Raw genomic sequence first — 21566 nt, 5'->3', positions numbered from 1 at the left:
GCCGCCCCGGTCCGATTTCCGTCACGCCGCCGAGGTGATGACCCCGGGGGCATGGACAAGTTCCCCGACGAAGCCGTCGAGTTCCGCCGCCTGTTCCGGCGTCATCCGCAGGCCGAGCTTGCTCCGGCGCCAGAGGATGTCCTCGGCGTCGCGGGCGAATTCGCGGGTGACGAGCCAGCGCACCTCCGCCTCGGTCAGCGTGGCGCCGAAGTCGCGGCCGAGATCGGCGGCGGTCGCCGCGGGTCCGAGCACGCATTCCGCCTCGGTCCCGTAGGCGCGGATCAGCCGCCCGGCCCAGTATCCGCTCAGGAACGGGTAGCGCGCGCGCAGCCGCGCCGTCAGGGCCGCGACGCCGTCATGCGGAAAATCCCCGCCCGGCAGCGGCGCCCGCGCGGTCCAGGCGCCCGAGGCGCGCGGCGTGAAGGGCGCGAGCTTCGCCAGCGCCGCCTCGGCGAGCCGGCGATAGGTGGTGATCTTGCCGCCGAAGACGCTCAGGAGCGGCGCGCCCGCCTCCGCGTCGAGCGTCAGCACGTAATCCCGCGTCGCCGCCGTCGCCGAACTCGCCCCGTCGTCGTAGAGCGGCCGCACCCCGGAATAGCTCCAGACCACATCCTCCGCCGTCACCGGCTTCGCGAAATAGCGCGAGGCGAAGGCGAGCAGGTAGTCGCGCTCCTCCTCCGTGCAGCGCGCCGCCTCAGGCGGCCCGCGGTGATCCATGTCGGTGGTGCCGATCAGGGTGAAGTCCTGCTCGTAGGGGATCGCGAAGATGATCCGCCCGTCGGTCCCCTGGAAGAAATAGCAGCGGTCATGGTCGTAGAGCCTGCGCGTCACGATATGGCTGCCGCGCACCAGGCGCACGCCGCCGCGCGCCTCGGCATGGACCACGTCGCGGATGATCCTCTCGACCCAGGGTCCGCCCGCGTTGACGAGCGCCCGCGCGCGGTAGTCCCGCCGGCCCTCCGGCCCCTCGACGGCGACGCGCCAGAGATCCCCCTCGCGCGCGGCGGAGACGACGCGCGTCCGCGTCAGGATCCGCGCCCCCCGCGCCGCCGCGTCCCGCGCGTTCAGGACGACGAGCCGCGAATCCTCGACCCAGCAGTCCGAATATTCATAGGCGCGCGTGAACCGCGGCTGGAGCGGCGCCCCCGCCGGATCGCGCGTCAGATCGAGCGCGCGCGTCGCGGGCAGGATGCCGCGCCCGCCGAGCGTGTCGTAGAAGAGGAGGCCGAGCCGGATGAGCCAGGCCGGCCGCCGCCCGCGCATCCAGGGCATCATCGCCGAGAGGAGGCGCGAGGTCGGTGTCTCGCTCTCGAAGCGCATCTCGGGGCTGATCGGCAGGACGAAGCGCATCGGCCAGCTGATATGGGGCATGGCGACGAGCAGAGTCTCCCGCTCCTCCAGCGCCTCCCGCACCAGCCGGAACTCGAAATATTCGAGATAGCGCAGGCCGCCGTGAAAGAGCTTCGTCGAGCGCGAGGAGGTGGCGGAGGCGAGATCCCCCTGTTCCGCGAGCACCACCGAAAGCCCGCGTCCGGCGGCGTCGCGCGCGATACCGCAGCCGTTGATGCCGCCGCCGACGACGAAAAGATCGGTGATCTCGGCTTCCGCGGCCATCCGCGCGTCCCCTTCCCGGCCCCTGTTTCCGGCGTACCTCCGCCCGGGCGTGGCCGTCAACGGGGAACTGCGCGCAAATGCGCGAAATCCCGGAAAACGAACGTTCGCGCGCGTCATCCGGGCGCCAAGCCTACGCAACCGCAGCATGGCGCGCAATTTCGCGCTGCGCCGCGGCAAGTTCGTCTTCCGGCGTGACCGGTGCCTTTTGGCAGTTGACCGCCGTTGCGCGATCGCGGACTTTTCGCACCCAAGCGAACATCGGGGGCCCGTCATGCCTCTCAGCCTGCGCCAGTCGGAAATCCTGGAAATCGCCCGCGGCGAGGGCCGGGTCTTCGTCGAGGATCTCGCCCAGCGGTTCGAGGTCGCGCTGCAGACGATCCGCCGCGATCTCGCCGATCTCGCCGACGCGGGGCTGATCGACCGGGTCCATGGCGGCGCCGTGCCGCGAACCGGCGTGACCAATCTCGGCTACGAGCAGCGGCGCGGCATGAACGAGGTGGCCAAGGCCGCCATCGCCCGCGCCTGCGCCGCGACGATCCCGGACAACAGCTCGATCATCCTCAACCTCGGCACCACGACCGAGGCGGTGGCGCGCGAACTCATGAACCATCGCAACATCACGGTGGTGACGAACAACATGAACGTCGCGAACATCCTGCTCGCCAATCCCGGCTGCGACATCATGGTCGCGGGCGGCGCGCTGCGCCGGTCCGACGGCGGGCTGGTGGGCGACCTGACCAGCGAGTTCTTCGGCCAGTTCAAGGTCGACTTCGCGGTGGTCGGCGTGTCGGCCATCGATCCCGACGGCGACCTGCTCGATTTCGACCTCGCCGAGGTGCGCGTCTCGCGGGCGATCCTGAAACAGGCGCGCCGGAGCTATCTCGTCTGCGACCATTCGAAGTTCGGCCGCTCCGCGCCGGCGCTGCTCGGTTCGCTCGCCGAGATCTCCGGCATCTTCACCGACCTGCCCCTCCCCTCCCCCCTCTCGCGCCGCTGCGCCGAGTGGGGGACGGAGGTGCATGTGACCGCGCCGGGCGATCCCGCCTAAAAGCGGCCGGGGGGCGCCGGCGCGGCCCCGGATGGATCCTTTCGCCGTTTCAGCGGATAACGATGGAGGTTCCGCGGCGAGCGGACGGAACGGCGCGAGATGGACATGAACGACGACCACCCGGCGGGGGACGATTTCCGCGACATGCACCGGCACGGCTTCATCCGGGTCGCGACGGCGACGCCGAGGGTCCGACCCGCGGACGTCGCCTACAACACCGAGGCGATCCTCGTGGAGGCCCGGCGCGCCGCCGAGCGGAACGTGGACCTGCTGGTCTGTCCCGAACTCTGCGTTTCCTCCTACGCGATCGACGACCTGCACCTGCAGTCCGCGCTGCTGGGCGCGGTGGAGGAAGGGATCGGCGGGATCGTCGCGGCGAGCGAGTCGCTGCCCTCGGTGATCCTCGTCGGCGCGCCGATCCGGTTCCGGGGGCGGCTCTACAACTGCGCGCTCGCCGTCCATCGCGGGCGGCTGCTCGGCTGCGTGCCGAAATCCTACCTCCCGAACTACCGCGAATACTACGAGAAGCGCTGGTTCTCGCACGGGCGTCGGGCGGTCGGGGAGATGGCCGAGATCGCGGGGCAAAGCGTGCCCTTCGGCGTCGACCTCCTCTTCGCGGCGCAGGATCTGCCGGATTTCGTGTTTCACATCGAGATCTGCGAGGATTACTGGGCGCCGATCCCGCCCTCGAGCCACGCCGCCCTCGCCGGCGCCACGATCCTGACCAACCTCTCCGCCTCGAACATCATCATCGGCAAGTCCGACGACCGCCGCCTGCTCGGCCGGGCGCAGTCGGCGCGCGCGCTCGCCGCCTATGTCTATTCCGCCGCCGGCCATGGCGAGAGCACCACGGATCTCGCCTGGGACGGACAGGGGATGATCTTCGAACTGGGCGATCTGCTGGCGGAGGGCGAGCGGTTCCGGACCGATCCCGCGCTCTGCGTCGCCGATGTCGATACCGGCCGGATCATCGCCGAGCGGATGCGCACCCAGACCTACGGCGACTGCGCCGACGAGGAGGCGAGCGCCGCGCCGCGCTACCGGCGGGTGGAATTCGCGCTCCGGCCCGCGCCGGGCGACGTCGGCCTCGTCCGCCGGATCCGCCGCTTTCCCTATGTGCCGGACCGCGAGACCCATCTCGACAGCGATTGCTACGAGGCCTTCAACATCCAGGTCGACGGGCTCAGCCGCCGGTTCAGCGCGACCGGCGGCACGCGCATGGTCATCGGCGTCTCGGGCGGGCTCGATTCCACCCATGCGCTGATCGTCGCGGCCAAGGTCTGCGACCGGCTCGGCCTGTCCCGCGAGACGATCCTCGGCTATACCATGCCGGGATTCGCGACCGGCGAGACCACGAAGGGCAACGCCTGGAAGCTGATGACCGCGCTCGGGATCGAGGCGGCGGAGATCGACATCCGCCCGGCCGCGCGCCAGATGCTCTCCGACATGGGCCACCCCTTCGCCGGCGGGGAGCCCGTCTACGACGTGACCTTCGAGAACGTCCAGGCCGGTCTGCGCACCGACTACCTGTTCCGGCTCGCCAACCAGCACGGCGGGTTCGTGATCGGGACCGGCGACCTCTCGGAACTCGCGCTCGGATGGTGCACCTATGGCGTCGGCGACCAGATGAGCCACTACGCGGTGAACGCGGGCGTGCCGAAGACGCTGATCCAGTACCTGATCCGCTGGGTCGAGCGCTCGGACCAGTTCGACGCCGCGACGAACGCGGTGCTGGAGGCGATCCTCGGTACCGAGATCTCGCCCGAACTCGTCCCCGCCGACGCCGAGGGCGGGCTCCAGAGCACCGAGGCGCGGATCGGCCCCTACGAGCTCAACGACTTCTTCCTGTTCTACACGCTCCGCTACGGGCTGCCGCCCAGCAAGATCGCCTTCCTCGCCTGGCACGCCTGGCGCGACGCCGCCGCCGGCCGCTGGCCGATCGGCTTTCCCGAGGCCGCGCGCAACGAATACGACCTCGCGACGATCACGCTCTGGCTGGAGCGCTTCCTGCGCCGCTTCTTCGAGTTCAGCCAGTTCAAGCGGTCGGCCATGCCGAACGGGCCGAAGGTCTCGGCCGGGGGCGCGCTCTCGCCGCGCGGCGACTGGCGCGCGCCCTCCGACGCCTCCGCCTCGCCCTGGCTCGCGGAACTCGGCAGGCTTGCCGGGGGCAAGCCCTGAGGCCGTGGCCCCGAGGCGGGCGCGCGCGGCGCGCCCGAATCCGGCTTCCCTCGCCGCGGCGGAGCGGGTAGAACCGGGCCGCCGCCAGCGATCCGCGACGAGAGTTCTCGACGTCTTCTCCCTGCGAAAGCCAGCCTAGGACATCGGGAAGTCGCAGAGGTGATCGGATGGGGCGGAAGCCTGTCGCAACGACGGATATGGGCGCGCGGGACGGCGTGGGATCCCTTCGGCTCCCGGCCGGGGGAATGGCCCTGTCGAGACGCGCGCTTCTCGCGGGCGCGGGCGCGCTCGTCATCGCGCCGCCCGTCCGGGCCGCGGGCAGCGGGGTGCGCTTCCGGCATGTGTTCGGCGAGATCGAACTCGCCGCCCCGGCCACGCGCGTCGTCTCGCTCGGGTCGGATTCGCATGACGTGCTGCTCGCCCTCGGTGTCGCCCCGCTCGCGATCCGAAGCTGGTACGGCGATTACCCCTACGGTGTCTGGCCCTGGGCGCAGCCCCTGCTCGGCGACGCCGAGCCGGTGGTGATCGGGGGGGAGATCTCGGCCGAGACGGTGGCGAGCCTCGCGCCCGATCTCATCGTCGGCATCGGCTCGGGCATGTCGCGGGAGGAATACGATCTCCTCTCCCGGATCGCGCCCGTGCTGATGCAGGAGCCGGGAACCTCGACCTACGGCACCTCGTGGCAGACGCTGACGCGCACCCTCGGCCGGGCCGTGGGCAAGGACGCCCTGGCCGCGGACCTCATAGCCGATCTCGAGCGCCGGTTCTCCGAGACCCGGGCGCGCCATCCGGAATGGGAAGGCCGGACCGCGGTCGCCGTCTGGCAGGATTCGGGCCAGACGGGGGTCTATACCGACGAGGACACCCGGCCCCGGTTCCTGCGCGAGCTCGGCTTCCGCCCGCCCGAGGCGGTCGCGGCGCTGCCCTCCTTCGACGGGTTCTACGCCATCGTCTCATCGGAGGATTTCTCGCCGATCGACGCGGATCTGGTGATCTGGATCTCCGGCCAGGCGCATGCCTCCGACATCGCGGCGCTGCCGATGCGCGGCGCGATGCGCGCCCGGCGCGAGGGGCGCGAGATCCCGCTGGAGGAGGTGCTGACCGGCGCGCTCTCCTTCGGCACGATCCTGTCGCTGCCCTTCGCGCTCCGCGAGATGGAGCCCCTGATCGTGCTCGCGCTCGACGGCGACCCGGCAACCCCGGTTCCCCCCGCCGTCGAGACGGGGCTCGCGCCTTGAAGGCGGTTCTCGGCGCGGCGCTCGCGCTGCTCCTCGTCACGGCCGCCTCGCTCGCGCTCGGGGTCCGGCCCATCGGGCCGTCGGATTATCTCGACATGATGCTCGCCTTCGACCCGACGAACGCCGATCACGTCGCCCTGGCGACCGTGCGGCTTCCGCGGGTGCTCGGGGCCATCATCGCGGGCGGGGCGCTCGGCGTCGCGGGCGCGGTGCTCCAGGGGATCACGCGCAACCCGCTCGCCGATCCGGGCCTGCTCGGGATCAACGCCGGCGCGGCCTTCGCGCTGCTCGCGGGGGGCGCGCTGCTCGGGGATCTCGACCAGACCCGCGTGGCGATGCTGACCTTCCCCGGCGCGGCGCTGGCCGCGCTCACGGTCTTCGGCCTCGCGGGCGGGTTGCGCGGGGACACGGGCCCGATGCGGCTGACGCTCGCGGGCGCGGCGCTGAACGCGCTCCTGCTCTCGCTCGTCACCGGGGCGGTGCTGCTGCGGCGCGAGTCGCTCGACATGATGCGCTTCTGGGTGGCGGGCTCGCTCGCCCCGGCGGGCTCCCGGCCACTCGCGGAGATGGCGCTGGCCGCCGCGGCGGGCGCGATTCTCGCCCTTGCCATCGCGCCCCGGATCGAGGCGCTCTCCTTCGGTCACGCGCTCGCCCGCGGGCTCGGCATCCGGCCGGGGCGGACGCAGGGGATGGCACTCGCCGCGGTCGCGCTGACGACGGGGGCCGCGGTGGCGGTCGCGGGGCCGATCGCCTTTCTCGGGCTCATGGTCCCGCCGCTCGCGCGCCGCCTCGTCGGGCACCGGCTGCGCATGGAGCTCGTGACCGCCTTCCTGCTCGGCGGCGCCACGCTCCTGCTCTGCGACACGCTCGGGCGGCTGGTGCTCGCCCCCGCCGAGGTGCGGGTCGGGGTCATGACGGCGGTGATCGGCGGCCCGGTCTTCATCTGGATCGCCCGCGGCCTGCGGCCGGGGGCCCAGGCATGACGGGAGGCATGACGGCGCGCGCGGCGCTGCTTCCGCTGCTCCTCATCGCCGCGGCCATGCTCGGCCTCGCCTGGGGGCAGATCACCGTCGGCCCGGCGGCGCTCTGGCATGGCGCGGTCTCGGGCGAGGGGATGGGGGCGGCGATGCTCTCGACCTTCCGGGGGCCGCGCGTCGCGACCGCGCTCGGCGCCGGGGCGGCGCTCGGGATCGCGGGGGGGCTGTTCCAGACGCTGTTCCGCAATCCGCTCGCCTCGCCCGACATCCTCGGGTTCGACTCCGGCGCGGCGCTCGCGGTGGTCGCTGCCACGGCCTTCGGCCTCATCGCGCCGATGTCGCTCGTGGCCGCCGCCGGGGGCCTCGCGAGCGCGGCGCTCGTCGGCGTGGCGAGCTACCGGCGGGGCCATGCGACGCCGCCGCTGACGATGATCCTCGTGGGCCTCGGCATCGGCTTCATGACCTCGGCGCTCGCCACCTTCCTGATGACGCTCCTGCCCTCGAACGAGGCCGGCGAGGCGCAGCGCTGGATGACCGGCTCGCTCGCGGCGCGAAGCTGGGATCACGTCGCGCGGATCTGGATCCCCGGCGCGCTGCTCGCCGCGGCGCTGCTCGTCCGGATCCGCCTGCTCGGCGCGCTCGAACTCGGTTCCGACCTCGCGGCGGGCCTCGGCGTCGGGGTCGCGGCGGCGCGGCGCGGCTTCGTCGCGGCCGGTGTGCTGCTCGCGGCACTCGCGGTCGCGGTCGCGGGGCCGGTGCCCTTCGTGGCGCTCATGTCCGCGCCGCTCGGAGCCCGCCTCACCGGCGCGCGCGGCCTCGTGGGCCGGATGCTCGCCGCGGCCGGGGCGGGCGCGCTCATACTGACGCTGTCGGACACGATCGCGCGCTCGGCGCTCACCGGGACCGAACTGCCGGCGGGGGTGCTGACCGGGCTTCTCGGGGCGCCCTATCTGCTCTGGCGGCTGTCGCGGGAAATGGAAGGAGGCGGGCTATGACGCTTCGCGCGCGGGGCCTCGCGCTCGGCTACGGCGGGCGGCGGATCATCGAGGGGCTCGATCTCGATCTCGGCGAAGCGCCGATGACGGCGATCCTGGGTCCGAACGGCTGCGGCAAATCCACGCTTTTGCGCGCGCTCGGCCGGCTGATGGCGCCCGAGGCGGGCCGCGTCACGCTCGACGGCGAGGACATCCGGCGGCTCGACACGAAGGCGCTCGCGCGGCGGATGGCGATCCTGCCGCAATCGCCGGTCGCGCCCGAGGGGATCAGCGTCGGCGATCTCGTCCGGCGCGGGCGCCTGCCCTGGCGCGGGATGCTGAGCCCGTGGCGCGCCGAGGACCAGCGCGCCTGCGCCGAGGCGATGGCGGCGGTCGAGCTTTCGGAGCTCGCCGGGCTGCCGCTCGACGAGCTCTCGGGCGGGCAGCGGCAGCGCGCCTGGATCGCGCTGGTGCTCGCCCAGGCGACGCCGCTCCTGCTGCTCGACGAGCCGACCACCTTCCTCGACCTCTCCCACCAGCTCGACCTGCTCGGCCTGCTGCGCGCCCGGGGGCGTGAAAGGGGGCTGACGGTCGTCAGCGTGCTGCACGACCTCAACCTGGCCGCGCGCTTCTGCGATGTGCTGGTTCTGCTCGGGCCGCGCGGCCTCGTCGCGCGGGGGGAGCCTTCGGAGGTGCTGACCCCCGCCCATCTCGCGGCGGCCTTCGGCCTTTCCGCCGAGGTGCATCCCGACCCGGTCACCGGCGCGCCGATGGTGATACCGCGCTGACTTGACGGGAGGGCGGCGCGAAGGAACCCGCGCCGCCCCTTTTCGCTCAGAACGCAAGGCTTACCGTGAGCTGGACCTGCCGCCCGTCGCCCTTCGTACAGCCGCCGTAGGGGTAGCAGAGCGCGTAATAATCCTCGTCGAAGAGGTTCGTCACGTTGAGCGCCCCCTCGACCGCGCCCCGCGCGTAGCGCAGCGCCGCGTCCACCTGGGTATGGGCGGGCGTCTCGCGGGTATTGGTCGAATCGCCGTAGCTCGATCCGACGTAGCGCACGCCGGCGCCGAGGCTCAGCCCTTCGAAACGTTCGTCCTGGAAGGCGTAGTTCGTCCAGAGCGAGGCCTCGTGTTCGGGCACCAGCGCCGGGCGGTTGCCCTCGTCGCCGTCGTTGCTAGAGGTGATCTCGGCGTCGATGTAGCTGTAGCCCGCGACGGCGGAAAGCCCGTCCATCAGCGACACGTTGGCCTCGAGCTCCAGGCCGCGGTGGCGCACCTCGCCGGTCTGGACCCAGAAGCCCATGTTGTCGGGATCGGTCGTCAGCACGTTGGTCTTGTCGATCTGGTAGAGCGCCGCGGAGAAGAGCGCGTTGAAGCTTTCCGGCCGCCAGCGCAGGCCGATCTCGTACTGCTCCGCCTCGGTCGGCTCATAGAGCGTGCCATCGAACTCGGCGCCGGTGTTGACCACGAAGCCGGTCGAGTAGCTCGCATAGGGCGTGAAGCCGCGCGGCAGGTCGTAGGTCGCGCCCAGGTCCCAGACCAGCTTCTGGTCGTCCTGGCTCGTGTCGGCGCCGTAGAGATGGTCGTCGAACCGGTTCTCGACCCAGGTCTGGCGCAGGCCGAAGCTCGCGAAGAGCCGGTCGGTCAGCTGGGACTGGTTGTGCGCGTAGATCCCGTACTGCTCGACGGTCTGGACGCCGTCGTAGTAGATCCCCGGCAGCGGGATCGCGAAGTCGAAGGAGGGATCGTCGACGGGGATGAGATAGCTCGCGTCGTAGCCCCGCGAGGTATCGACCTTCATCCGGCTGTAGTCGAGCCCGAGCAGGAGCGTGTTCTCGACGCCCCAGAGCGCGAAGTCGATCTGCGCCTGCGTGTCGACCGCCTGCGTCTCCGCCGTCTCGTCCACGGTGAAATCGGCGTAGTTCATCTCCGTGTCGGAGGCCATGCCGTTGAAGTAGAAGTCGCGGTAGTCCGTGTCCTGCCGCGCGACGCGGGCCTGCTGGCGGATCACGAGCCCGGGCGAGACCTCATGCGAGAAGAGATAGCCTCCCGAGGACATGTCCGCGTCGAAATGCGAGATCTCGGGCGAGAAGTCCCACATCCAGTCCGGCAGATCGCCGGAGGCGAGCGGATAATCCTCGCCCGCGATCGGCAGGTAGAGCCCGGGCGTGGTCCTGTCGCTCTGGAAATTGGTGAGGATCGTGAGCTCGGTGCGGTCGTCCGGGCGCCAGGTCAGCGCGGGGGCGATCAGCTGGCGGTCGTCCTCGGAATTCTCGAGCCCGGTCTCGCCGTCGCGGTAGAGCCCGGTCAGCCGCCAGGCGAGCGTCTCGCTCTCGCCGATCGGCCCGCCCACGTCGACCCCGGCCTGGACGGTGTCATGGGGCCCGTAGGTCAGGAAGCCGCTCCGGAGCGGCGCGAAGGTCGGGCGCTTGGTCACCGCGTTCACGATGCCGCCCGGATCGGTCTCGCCGTAGAGCACCGCGTTTGGCCCCTTCAGCACGTCGATGCCCTCGAGGCTGTACGGCTCCATCACGAAGCCCGAAAAGCCGATCACCTTCTGCGGCAGCCCGTCGCGGAACGTGCCGTAGGGGCCGATGTCGAAGCCACGCACGAGGAACTGGGTGAAGCGGCTGTCCTGCCCCCAGGGCGCCGGAACGACGCCGGGAACGTAGGAGATCGCCTGTTCCATGCTCTGCGGCCGGCGCTGCTCGAGCGATTCCTCGGTCACGATCGAGACCGATTGCGGGATCCGCTCGATCGGCGTGTCGGTCTTGGTCGCGACCGCCGAGGCGAAGGGCACCAGCCCCTCGTCCTGCGCCGCGTCGATCGTGAGCGTCGGCAGGACGAGGGTCTCGCCGTCGAATTCGTCGGCCTCCTGCGCGCCGGCGGCGCCCCCCATGATGAAAAGCGCGGGCATGGCCGCGATCAGGCTACGTTTCAATCTTGTCCTCCGAGGATCGCAGGGACCGCGCCGCGGCTTCGCCCGGCCGGGCCGATGGGTCAGGTGAGCGGGAGACCGGCGAAGGCCGCGTCCAGCCGCGCCTTGAAGCGCTCGTGGAAGGCGCGCTCGCCGATGATGTGGAGATGGTTGGTGCCGGCGATCACCTCCGCCGGCCCGGCCCGGTCGCTCCAGGCGCGCCAGTCGATCAGGTTCAGCCCGCGGCTGAGGCTGTCCGCCGCGCCGAACGAGGCGACCGGCGCGTGAAGCCGGGTCATCGCATGGCGGCGGAAGACGAGCGCGTTGTCGATCAGCACCCAGAACGTGTGCTCCCGGCTCGAGATATCCGGCCCGTCGAAAGGCAGCGGCTCGGCCTCGTTCCCGATGAAGCGGAGGAACTGCGCGTAGGTCTCCGCGTCCATCGCCGCGATGAGCTCGTCCCAGCGCGCCCGCATCCGGGTCTTCGCGAGCCAGTCGCGGAGCTCCGCCTCCAGCCGTTCCCGCTCGCCGGGGCCGAAGCGGGGCGTGGCGCCGGGGGTGAAATCGGCGCCGAGATCGCAGACGTCGACCATGCCGACGAGCCGGAGGTCGATCTCGCCCGCGAGCTGGCGCGCCGCCTCCCAGGCGAGCAGGCCGCCCCAGGACCAGCCGAGGAAGGCGCAAGGCGCGCCCGCGCTCTCGGCGCGGATGTGCGCGGCGTATTCCGCGACCACCTCCGAAACCGAGACGTTGAGCCGCTTCTCCTCGTTCAGCGAATGGCAGAGGAAGCCCGTCACCGGCTGGTCCGGCCCGAGATGGTCGGTGAGCCGCAGGTATTCGCGGGTCGAGACCAGCAGGCCCGGGAAGCAGTAGAGCCGGGGCCGGGTCCCGCCGGCGCGAAGCGCGATCGCGCGGCGCCCGGTCCGATCTCCGGCCGAGATGCGCGCGGCGATCGCGCGCGGCGTCGGCGCGTCGAAGAGATCGGCGATGGTGAGCGCCATGCCGGGCCAGCGCCGCCGCATCGCGGCCAGCGCCTTCAGCGCGGGAAGCGACTTGCCGCCCATGGCGAAGAAATCGTCGGTGACGCCCATTTCCGGCGCGCCGATCACCTCGCGCCAGATCGCGAGCACGCCGGCCTCGATCTCGCCCTCGGGCGGAACCCCGCGCGCGGCCCGGGCGCGCGCGCCCGGCATCGGCAGCGCGGCGCGGTCGAGCTTCGCATTCGGGTTGGTCGGCATCCTGTCGAGTACCACCACCGCCTCGGGCAGCATGTGCCGGGGCAGGCGGCCTTCCAGCGCCGCGCGCAGCGCCTCGCCCGCGTCCGGAGCGGGGCCGGTGACATAGGCGATCAGACGCCGCTCCTCTCCCTCGCCCCGCAGCAGGACCAGCGCCTCGCCCACCTCCGGCTCGGCGAGCAGCGCCGCCTCGATCTCGCCCGGCTCGATCCGGTAGCCGTTGACCTTCACCTGCAGATCGACCCGCCCGAGGAAGTCGATCGTCCCGTCCTCGCGCCAGCGGCCGAGATCGCCGGTCCGGTAGAGCCGCGCGCCTCTGGTCCCGTCGAGCTCGGGGCCGAACGGGTCGGGAATGAACACGTCCGCGGTCGTGTCCGGCCGCCCGACATAGCCGCGCGCCACCCCGGTTCCGCCGAGATGGATCTCGCCCACCACGCCCGGCGGGCATGGCATCAGCTCCTCGTCGAGCACATAGGCCCGCCGCTCGCCGACCGCGCGGCCGAGCGGCGCGTAGGTGCCGGCGAAGCGCGTGCCGGCCGCGACCTTCCAGACCATCGGCGTCATGATCGTCTCGGTCGGACCGTAGCCGTTGATCAGGGTCCGCGCGTTCAGCGACCGCCTCAGCAGGTCGAAGGTGGATTGCGCCAGCCCCTCGCCCCCGAAGGAATAGAGCCGCGTCGGCGGCGCGGAACCGGTTTCCTCCGCCCATTCGGCGAGTTGCCGCAGGTAGGTTGTCGGGATCGAGGCATTGTCGCAGCCATGCTCGCGCATCGCGCCGAGCGTCTGTTCCGGCGTCCAGAGCGGCCCGTCGGGGATGAGGACCGAGCCGCCCATCATCAGCGGCACCATCCAGCGCTCGTGCCCCCCATCGGAGGAAAACGGCAGGAACGGCAGTTCGCGGCTGTCGGCATGCATCTCGTAGACGCGCGCGGTGGTCTGGTTGTGGCTCGAGAGCGGCCCGTGCTCGACCGCGACGCCCTTGGGCTTGCCGGTCGAGCCGGAGGTGTACATCACATAGGCGAGCTGGTCGGGGTGGATCGTCACCGCCGGCGCGTCGACGCGGGGCGCATCGTCCAGATCCTCGAGCCGGACGACCTCCGCCGCCAGCCGCTCCGGCAGCCGGTCGCGGTAGCGGCCGCGCGTCAGCACGACCTTCACGCCGGCGTCGGTCAGGATGTGGTGGTTGCGGCTCGCCGGATGATCGGGCTCGACCGGGATGTAGGCCCCCCCGGCCTTCAGCGTGGCGAGGATCGCCATCACCGCCTCGGCGCCGCGCTCGATCAGGATCGCGACCGGCGTCTCCGCGCCGACGCCGAGCGCGACCAGCCGGTGCGCGAGCGCGTTGGCGCGGGCGTCGAGTTCGCCATGGGTCCAGCGCGTGGCGCCATGGATGATCGCGATCTTCTCAGGATGCGCCGCCGCGCGGGCGGCGATGATCTCATGCGTCGCGCGCGGGTCGATCGGCGTGTCGTCGGGATAGGGCGCGGAAAGCGCGTCGAGTTCGTCGCGCGCGAGCAGCGGGATCCGCCCCGCCGGAGCCTCGGGATGCGCGAGTCCGGCTTCGAGCAGCCGGGCGAGATGCGTGAGGAAGCGGTCGATCAGCGCGGGCTCGAACAGCCCCACCGCGGCGTCTCCGATCAGGCGCCAGCCCTCCTCGCCCTGCTCGGCGGTCAGCACCAGCTCGCCGGCCGAGGGCGGCGCGGGCCGGCGGAGGCGCCGGATGCCTTCGGGCAGCGGACGGGCTGGGCGGACATGAAGCACGACCGCGCCGAGCGGATGGGCGTCCGCGCCCGCGTGGCGCAGCCGGTCCTGCACCAGCGCGTCGGCGGGCAGAACATGCGCCCGCGCCTCGGCGAGCGCCGCCGCCGTCCCCTCCATCGCCGCGCCGAAGCCCAGCCCCGGGTCAAGGGCGAGGCAGAGCGGCAGCAGCGTGCCGGCGCGCTCCATCGCCCCCTCCCTCTCCAGGCCGAGCGCGAAACGGAGGTCGCTCTGGCCGGAATAGCGCGCGAGCAGCAGGCCGAGCGCCGCGGCCAGCGCCGTCTCCGGCCCCGCTCGGTCGAGCGCCGCGCCGAGGTCGGGAGGGAGCACATGCGCGCTGACCCGCCGTTCCGGGCCTTCGACCGCGTCGTGGCGCCGGGGCGGCCGGGCGATGGCGAAGGCGTCGAGCTTCTCCCGCCAGTGGTCGAGCCTCTGCGCGCGTTCCTCGCGCGGGAGCGCGGGCGGCGCGCCGGCGGCGCGGCGGGCGACCGGCTGGCCGAGCGCGCGGGCAAGCTCCGCCTCGATCGAGCCGAAGGTCGTGTCGTCGCCGAGGATCGGGTGCAGCGTCAGCGCCAGCAGATGCCCGCCGGCCTCGTCGTCCCAGAACTCGGCGAAAGCCGACACGCCGCGCGGATCGGGCCGGTGCCGCTCCGCCCGCGCCAGCGCCGCGTCGAGCCCGCCCTGGCCCATTTCCGCGAGCCGCGTCGCCCCGTCGCCGTGGCGGCGCGCCTCGCCGCCGGGCAGGAGCTCGAACCGGGCGGTAAAGGCCGGATGGGTGGTCAGCAGATCCTCGATCGCGGCGACCAGCCGGTCCCGCCCGAAGCGCGGGTCGAAGCCGAGCACGAGCCGTTCGACCGCGAAGGGCGCGAGTTCGCCGACCCGCGCATGTGCGAGGATCCGGCGCTCCAGCGCGGTGAGCGGCCGGGGCGCGGGAAAGATCAGTTCCCGGTTCATGCCATGGCCGCCTTCAGGGCCTCGGTCCGCATGTCGGTCCAGGTCGCGGCGATATGGGCGAGGCAGGCCGGGCGCGGTCCCCGGAAGCCCCCCGGCTCCCAGCCCGCCGGCACCGGATGGCTGGCCGGCGCCACGGACTGGCGTCCCTCGTGGTTCCTCAGCACCAGCCACTCCGCCTCGGGCAGTGTCGAACGTGACATGTCGGTCTCCGTCAAAGCTCTCGGGCTCTGGACGAACCGGCGGCGCGGAAATTCACCGCCTCGTGAAAATTTTCCGCGGACGGGTGAATTTCGGCGCCCCGCCATCGTCCTGCCTGACGACAAGGAGACTGCGATGGCGGAAATCGACCTGTCCGATCCCCGGCTGGGGCGGCTGATCTGGCGGCTGGGCCTGCCGGCGATGGCGGGGCTCTCGCTCAACGCCGCGCATCAGGTGGCGGACGCGTTCTTCGTGGGCCGGCTCGGCGCGGAGGCGCTCGCGGTGCTCGCCCTGCTCGCGCCGGTCGGCGGACTGACCGTGGCACTCGGCGTCGGGCTCGGAACCGGCGCGGCGAGCGCGCTCGCGCGGGCGCTCGGCGCGGGTGAGCCGACCGAGGCGCGCCGTGTCGCGGGCACGGCGCTCGCGGCGGGCGGCGCCGTCGCGCTCCTCGCCCTCGCCACGCTCCTCGCGTCGCGCGACGCCGCGCTCGCGCTGCTCGCCATGCCCGACGCGCTCACCGGCGCGGCGCGGGGTTACTACCCCGTTCTCGCCCTGACGCTCGGCCTCGGCACCGTGCAGATCGTCTGCGACTTCGTCGCGATCGGCCGGGGGGACTCGCGCTTCAGCCTCGGGACGCTGGCGCTCTGCTTCGGGCTCAACATCCTGCTCGATCCGGTGTTCATCTTCGCCCTCGGGCTCGGCCTGCCCGGCGCGGCCTGGGCGACGCTGACCGCGCAACTCGTAACTCTCGCGGTCTGGGCCGGGTACTTCCGCGCCCCCGCGCGGCGTCCGCTGCGCGGTTCCCCCGCGCTCCTCGCCCGGATCCTGCGCGTCGGGCTGCCGGAGGCGGGCTCGGTCGCGATCACCACCTTCGGCATGATGGCGCTGCTGCGGCTCGCGGCCGGGATCGGCGGCGAGGCGGCGCTCGCCGGTTTCGGCATCGCGCTCCGGCTGGTGCTCGTCGTGACCCTGCCGCTCGAAGGCTTCGCGATCGGCGCCCAGCCGGTGCTCGCCCATGCCTTCGGCGCCGGCCAGCCCGAGCGCGCCGGCCGCGCGCTGCGCCGGCTCGTCCTCGTAGCCTGCGGCGTGAGCGGGACGCTCGCGCTCGGCTTCGCCCTCTCGGCGGAGCGGCTCGCCGGGCTTATGAGCCGGGATCCCGCCGTCATCGCCGCGGCCTCGGCCGCGCTCCTCTGCCTCGCGCCCGCGCTGCCGGCGATGGCGCTCCGGGTGATCGCGCAGATCTGCCTGCAGGCGATGGCGCGGGCGCGGATGGCGGCGGTGCTCGGCCTCGCGCCGATGGGCTGGCTGCTCTGGCCCGTGCTCGGCCTCACACTGCCCCGGCTGGGCGTGACCGCGCTGCCGCTCTCGATCACCCTCGCGGCGCTCGGCGCCGCGCTCCTCGCCGGCGCCGTGCTGCGCCGCGCGGCCTTTCCCCCCGCACCCGTCGGAGCCTTCGGATGACCTCCACCCCCCTCGACCTGATCTCGCCCCCCCTGCCCCGGCCACTCGACGCGAGCGCCCCGCCGATCTTCCAGACCAGTTCCTTCCTCTTCGAGAGCTACGCCGCGATCGCCGACGTCTTCGCCGGCCGCTCCGACCGCTACATCTATTCGCGCGGCGACAATCCGACCGTCTCCGAACTCGAAGGGCTGATCGCCCGGCTCGAGGGGACCGAGGCCGCGCGCGGCTTTTCCTCCGGCATGGCGGCGATCTGCGGCGCGATCCTGCCCTTCGTCCGCGCGGGCGACCGGATCGTCGCGGTGCAGCATCTCTATTCCGACGCCTTCCGCCTGTTCGAGACCGTGCTCAGCCGCTTCGGCGTCGAGACGACCTATGTCGACGGCCGCGACACCGAGGCGATGCTCGCGGCCCTGCCGGGCGCGCGGCTCGTCTATCTCGAAAGCCCGACCTCCTGGACCTTCCACATCCAGGATCTGCGCGCGGTGGCGGAGCGGGCGCGGAGCCTCGGCGTGCTCTCGGTGATCGACAACAGCTGGGCCACGCCGGTCTTCCAGCGCCCGGCGGCGCTCGGCGTCGATCTCGTCGTGCATGCCGCGTCGAAATATCTCTCGGGCCACAGCGACACGCTCGGCGGCCTCGTCGCGGGGTCGCGCGCGCTAATCGAGCGGATCGACCACGAGGCGACGCATCTTCTCGGTGGCCGGATGGCGCCGATGGACGCCTTCCTGATCCTGCGCGGCATGCGCACGCTCGAGCTCCGGATGCGGCGCCACATGGAAAGCGGGCTCAAGGTCGCCCGCGCGCTCGGCAGGCACGAAGCGGTGACGGCGGTCCATCATCCCGGCCTCGACGCCGCGCGGCCCGAGGGGCTGACCGGCTTCGGCGGGCTCTTCGCCTTCGATCTCGCCGAAGGCGTCGACGTCGAGCGCTTCTGCGACGCGCTCCGGCTGATCCGGCTCGGGGTGAGCTGGGGCGGTCCGGAGAGCCTGATCGTGCCCGGCCAGGCGGCGCGCGGCCTCGCGGGGCCGGCGAATTCCTTCCGCCGCTTCGGCGTCGATCCGCGTACGATCCGGCTCGCCGTCGGGCTGGAACCGGCCGAGGAGATCGTCGCCGACCTCTTCCGCGCAATCGCGAGCGCCCGGCGGGTGGCTGCGTGACGCCGCTCGCGGAAGGCGGGCCGGACCACGCGGGCACGCGCTGGTTCGACCTCGCGGACAGCGCGACCGGCGCGGCGCGGCGGATCTTCCTCTGGGCGCCGCCCGGCGCGGCGCCGGAGAGGGGATGGCCCGCGCTCTGGCTGCTCGACGGCAACGCGGTGATCGGCACGGCGGTCGACGCGCTCCGCGCGCAGGCCTCCTGGCCCGCGGGCACGAATATCGGCCCGGGCGCGCTGGTCGCGGTCGGCTATCCGACCGACGAGGCCTATGATCCGTTCCGCCGCTCCTGGGATCTCGGCCCGCCGCCGGGGCGGAGCTATCCGCCGTTCCATCCCGGCGGGCCGGAGGTGCGGACCGGCGGCGGCGCCGAGATGGCGCGCTTCCTGCTCGAGGACGCGCGCGCCCTCGTCGCGGCGCGGCTGCCGCTCGACCCCGGCCGGCAGGCGCTCTTCGGCCATTCCTTCGGCGGGCTCTTCGCGCTCTGGCTGCTCTTCACCCGGCCCGGCGCCTTCCGCGACTGGATCGCCGCCAGTCCCGCGATCACCTGGGAGGAGAGCTTCCTGCTCGACCATCTGGCGCGGTTCGACCCCGCCGGCCACGCGCCCCGCGTCCATCTCTCCGCCGGCGAATGGGAGGGCGCGGAACTCGCGCCGTTCCAGCGCGACGCCCCCGACGCCGGGGAACGCCTCGCCCGCAAGGCGCGCGAGCGCACCGTCGCCGCCGCCCTCGAGATGGCCGGGGCGCTCGCCGCTCTGGGTCTCGAGACCGCCTCCGAGATCTACCCCGACGAGACCCACATGTCTGTCCTGCCCGTGGCCGTGAACCGCGCCATCCGCTGGACCTTCGCGCTCGACCGCGCCGCCTGAAAGGAGTTCCCATGCCGAAGGACATGCACGCCGCCACCCCGCCACTCGCCCGCCGCGACGGCGACCGGATCCTCTTCGGAGACGCCCCGCCGCTCACGCTGGGCGAGCGGGGCGACGGATGGATCGATCTCGCCGCGCCCGAGACGGCCGACCCCGGGACCGGGTTCGACCTGGCGCTCGCCGCCGTCGAGGCGCTGACGAACCGGGGCGGCGAAGCGGCGATCCGCCTTTCCGGCCCCGGCTGGGCGCCCTTGCTGCCGCGACTCCTGGAGACCGGCGCCGCGTTCCTGATCGGGGACACGCCGGCGGTGCTCCCCGCCGCCTTCTGGCAGGTGCCCGACCGCTGGCTCGGCCGCGCGCCCGCGCCCTGGCCGACGCTCTGGCGTCCGGGCCCGCATGGCCGGCACCCGGTCCGCCCGCCGAAGCCGCGCGGCACCGTCTACGCCCGCCACATCCCCTGGCTCGACCAGCGGTTCACGCTGCGCGCGATGACGATGGAGGACCTGCCGACCTTCCACCGCTGGCAGAACGACCCGCGCGTGGCCGAGTTCTTCGAGGAGAGCGGCACGCTCGCGGAGCATCGCGCCTATCTGGCCCGGATGTTCGCCGATCCGCACATGCTGCCGCTGATCGGCGCGCTCGACGGGCGGGATTTCGTCTATTTCGAGCTCTACTGGGCGCGGGAGAACCGGATCGGCGCGCACTACGACGCCGGCGCCTGGGACCGGGGCTGGCACGTGCTCGTCGGGGAGGCGGACCTGCGCGGCGCCGACTACGTGACCGCCTGGATGCCCTCGCTGATGCATTACATGTTCCTCGCGGAGCCGCGCACGCAAGCCGTGGTGGGCGAGCCGAAGGCGAGCCACGCGCGCCAGCTCGCCAATCTCGGCCGCTGCGGCTTCGGCCATCTGCGCGACTTCGACTTCCCGCACAAGCGCTCGGCGCTGGTCCGGCTCGAGCGGCAGCATTTCTTCGAGGCGCGGATCTGGGCGCGGCCGGAGAGCGGGCGGGGCACGCCGCTCGCCCTCTCGCCCGCGCGGCTTCTGGTGGAAGGAGCAACCCGGTGAGCGACACCTTCGATCTCGTCGGCGTGGGCTTCGGCCCCTCCAACCTCTCGCTCGCCGTGGCGCTGAGGGAGCGCGGATCGCGCCTCGTCGCGCGCTTCCTCGAGGCGCGGCCGGCCTTCGCCTGGCACCCGGACATGATGATCGCGGGCAGCGACATGCAGGTGTCGTTCCTGAAGGACCTCGTCTCGCTCCGCAATCCGCGCAGCGCCTTCTCCTTCCTGAGCTATCTGCACGCGAAGGGCCGGCTCACGCGGTTCATCAACCGCAAGACCTTCTTCCCGAGCCGCGAGGAATTCAACGACTACCTCGGCTGGGTCGCGGGCCAGCTCGACGTCTGTTCCTACGACCGCCGCGTCACGGCGATCGAGCCGGTCCGGAGCGGCGGCGAGATCTCCGCGCTCCGGGTCTCGGCCGAGAGCGCCTCGGGCGCGCGCGAACACTTCCTCGCGCGCAACCTCGTGCTCGCGCCCGGCGGGCGGCCGTACTGGCCGGAGCCCTTCGCCGCGCTGCGCGGCTCGGCGCGCGTGCTCCACGCCCGAGACTACCTCGGCGGCGTCGCGGCCCGGCTCCGGCCGGGGACGCGGATCGCGGTGATCGGCGGCGGGCAGAGCGGCGCCGAGATCTTCGCCGATCTCGCCGGCCGTCCCGAGGCGCCGAGGGTCGAGATGATCCTGCGCGCGGGCGCGCCGAGGCCGTCGGACGACTCGCCCTTCGTGAACGAGATCTTCCACCCGGAGGAGACCGGCCGCTTCCACGCCCTGCCGCCCGAGGCGCGCGAACGGCGGCTCGCCGAGGCCCAGCCCACCAACTACTCGGTCGTCGACCATGACCTGATCGCGACCATGTACGATCTGCTCTACGAACAGTCCGTGCGCGGCGAGGACCGCCTCGCGCTTCGCGCCCGGACCTCGGTTCTCGCCGCCGCCGAGGACGCCGACGGCATCCGCCTGCGCCTTGTCGGCGCGGAAGGGGAGACCCGCGCCGGCTACGATCTGGTGATCCTCGCCACCGGCTACCGCCGCGGGATCGACCGCGCCCTGCTCGGCGGGATCGGCGACTGGTGGACCGGCGCGCCGCCCGCCCGCGACTATCGCCTGCCGATGGCAGCGGGGTTCGGCCCCGCCGTCTTCGTCCAGGGCCAGAGCGAGCCGACCCATGGCGTCGGAGACACGCTGCTCTCCGTCCTCGCGCTGCGTTCCGACGAGATCGCGGAGGCCATCGAGGCGCAAGGGCACCGCGGCTTCGCGCTGGCCGCGGAATAGCACGGGCCCGCCGCCCTTCGGCTTTGACAAGTGCGCGGCGGCGCCTATAACGGCTTCCGTCCACTCAGCCCCGCGGCCAGGCAGACGCATTTCGGTCCATTGCCTGGCAGGGTGAGTTCATGCCGCACGCCTCCGTTCGTCCGGAGCCGGTCGCCGTCGCGGTCCGGCGCCGGCTTCTCGATTGTCTCATCGCCGAGCGCGCGGTGCTCCTCGCGGACGCGGCGCGCATCCTCGGATCCCGCGACCGCGCCGAGGACGTGCTGCAGGACGCGGCGATACGATGTCTGGAAAGCGAGGCGCTCGGCTGCCCGGTCATCTGCCCGCGCGGCATGCTGCGCCGCGTCGTGCGCAATCTCGCGCTCGACCAGGCCCGCCGGTCCGGCCGGGAGCCGGCCGCGCCGATGGCGGAGGAGGCGGAATTCACCTGCGACCTGCCCTGCGCCGAGAAATGCCTCGCGGACCGTCAGGCGCTGGCGCGGCTCGCGGACGAGTTGAGCCGCCTGCCACCCCTGCACCGGGAGATCCTGATCGAGCATCGGCTGAGGGACGCGCGCCAGAAGCACATCGCCGCGCGGATCGGCCTCTCCCCGGCGCGGGTCAACGCGATCATCGCGCGCGCGCAGGACAGGCTCCGCGCCGGTCTGGAAGCCCCCGCCTGAGCGC

16 protein-coding genes are annotated in these 21566 nt (G+C 72.7%); 12 read left to right on the top strand and 4 right to left on the bottom strand.

Annotated features, from left to right (window positions below; genetic code table 11):
* Positions 1 to 21 precede the first annotated feature (21 nt).
* A complete protein-coding gene (glpD, locus tag FJM51_RS14490) occupies positions 22 to 1614 on the bottom strand; it encodes a glycerol-3-phosphate dehydrogenase (RefSeq protein WP_140454848.1) in 1593 nt (530 codons plus the stop codon).
* A 271-nt stretch (positions 1615 to 1885) separates the two neighbouring features.
* Here glpD and FJM51_RS14485 point away from each other — a divergent pair, with 271 nt between their 5' ends.
* The 6 genes from FJM51_RS14485 to FJM51_RS14460 all read left to right on the top strand — a co-directional run bounded on the left by FJM51_RS14485 (position 1886) and on the right by FJM51_RS14460 (position 8817).
* The gene (locus tag FJM51_RS14485) at positions 1886 to 2662 is read left to right on the top strand and encodes a DeoR/GlpR family DNA-binding transcription regulator (RefSeq protein ID WP_140454847.1); all 777 of its coding nucleotides are present in this window, start codon (positions 1886 to 1888) and stop codon (positions 2660 to 2662) included.
* Between the two features lie 105 nt (positions 2663 to 2767).
* Complete coding sequence (locus FJM51_RS14480) at positions 2768 to 4840, top strand: NAD(+) synthase (protein ID WP_140454846.1); 2073 nt, start codon at positions 2768 to 2770, stop codon at positions 4838 to 4840.
* A gap of 245 nt (positions 4841 to 5085) precedes the next feature.
* Positions 5086 to 6078, top strand: coding sequence for an iron-siderophore ABC transporter substrate-binding protein (locus tag FJM51_RS14475; protein ID WP_140454845.1), 993 nt, complete (start codon positions 5086 to 5088; stop codon positions 6076 to 6078).
* The gene (locus tag FJM51_RS14470) at positions 6075 to 7061 is read left to right on the top strand and encodes a FecCD family ABC transporter permease (protein ID WP_140454844.1); all 987 of its coding nucleotides are present in this window, start codon (positions 6075 to 6077) and stop codon (positions 7059 to 7061) included. The genes FJM51_RS14475 and FJM51_RS14470 overlap by 4 nt, the downstream gene beginning before the upstream one ends.
* The gene (locus FJM51_RS14465) at positions 7058 to 8050 is read left to right on the top strand and encodes an iron chelate uptake ABC transporter family permease subunit (RefSeq protein ID WP_140454843.1); all 993 of its coding nucleotides are present in this window, start codon (positions 7058 to 7060) and stop codon (positions 8048 to 8050) included. Before FJM51_RS14470 ends, FJM51_RS14465 begins: the two co-directional genes overlap by 4 nt.
* Positions 8047 to 8817, top strand: coding sequence for an ABC transporter ATP-binding protein (locus tag FJM51_RS14460; RefSeq protein ID WP_140454842.1), 771 nt, complete (start codon positions 8047 to 8049; stop codon positions 8815 to 8817). Before FJM51_RS14465 ends, FJM51_RS14460 begins: the two co-directional genes overlap by 4 nt.
* 46 nt (positions 8818 to 8863) lie before the next feature.
* Here FJM51_RS14460 and FJM51_RS14455 read toward each other — a convergent pair whose 3' ends face one another.
* The 3 genes from FJM51_RS14455 to FJM51_RS14445 are packed head-to-tail and all read right to left on the bottom strand — an operon-like array spanning position 8864 to position 15092.
* A complete protein-coding gene (locus FJM51_RS14455) occupies positions 8864 to 10969 on the bottom strand; it encodes a TonB-dependent siderophore receptor (protein WP_140454841.1) in 2106 nt (701 codons plus the stop codon).
* Positions 10970 to 11028: 59 nt separating this feature from the next.
* Entirely contained in the window at positions 11029 to 14892 is a 3864-nt protein-coding gene (locus FJM51_RS14450) for an amino acid adenylation domain-containing protein (RefSeq protein WP_210240293.1), read from the bottom strand.
* The gene (locus FJM51_RS14445) at positions 14889 to 15092 is read right to left on the bottom strand and encodes an MbtH family protein (protein WP_140454840.1); all 204 of its coding nucleotides are present in this window, start codon (positions 15090 to 15092) and stop codon (positions 14889 to 14891) included. Before FJM51_RS14445 ends, FJM51_RS14450 begins: the two co-directional genes overlap by 4 nt.
* A gap of 133 nt (positions 15093 to 15225) precedes the next feature.
* Here FJM51_RS14445 and FJM51_RS14440 point away from each other — a divergent pair, with 133 nt between their 5' ends.
* The 6 genes from FJM51_RS14440 (at position 15226) to FJM51_RS14415 (ending at position 21562) form a co-directional block, all read left to right on the top strand.
* A complete protein-coding gene (locus FJM51_RS14440; protein WP_181164564.1) occupies positions 15226 to 16551 on the top strand; it encodes an MATE family efflux transporter in 1326 nt (441 codons plus the stop codon).
* Positions 16548 to 17708, top strand: a complete 1161-nt coding sequence (locus FJM51_RS14435; protein ID WP_140454838.1) for a PLP-dependent transferase — start codon at positions 16548 to 16550, stop codon at positions 17706 to 17708. The genes FJM51_RS14440 and FJM51_RS14435 overlap by 4 nt, the downstream gene beginning before the upstream one ends.
* Positions 17705 to 18574, top strand: a complete 870-nt coding sequence (locus FJM51_RS14430; protein ID WP_140454837.1) for an alpha/beta hydrolase — start codon at positions 17705 to 17707, stop codon at positions 18572 to 18574. The genes FJM51_RS14435 and FJM51_RS14430 overlap by 4 nt, the downstream gene beginning before the upstream one ends.
* An 11-nt stretch (positions 18575 to 18585) precedes the next feature.
* Entirely contained in the window at positions 18586 to 19641 is a 1056-nt protein-coding gene (locus tag FJM51_RS14425) for a GNAT family N-acetyltransferase (RefSeq protein ID WP_140454836.1), read from the top strand.
* On the top strand, positions 19638 to 20903 hold the full coding sequence (locus tag FJM51_RS14420; RefSeq protein WP_181164563.1) for a lysine N(6)-hydroxylase/L-ornithine N(5)-oxygenase family protein: 1266 nt from the start codon (positions 19638 to 19640) through the stop codon (positions 20901 to 20903). The genes FJM51_RS14425 and FJM51_RS14420 overlap by 4 nt, the downstream gene beginning before the upstream one ends.
* A 119-nt stretch (positions 20904 to 21022) precedes the next feature.
* Entirely contained in the window at positions 21023 to 21562 is a 540-nt protein-coding gene (locus tag FJM51_RS14415) for an RNA polymerase sigma factor (RefSeq protein ID WP_140454835.1), read from the top strand.
* The last annotated feature ends 4 nt before the right edge of the window (positions 21563 to 21566 follow it).

Source organism: Amaricoccus solimangrovi (genome assembly GCF_006385685.1).
GTDB lineage: Bacteria > Pseudomonadota > Alphaproteobacteria > Rhodobacterales > Rhodobacteraceae > Amaricoccus > Amaricoccus solimangrovi.
The sequence above is the reverse complement of the archived record's forward strand: the minus strand, read 5'-3'. Positions and strand labels throughout refer to the sequence as shown.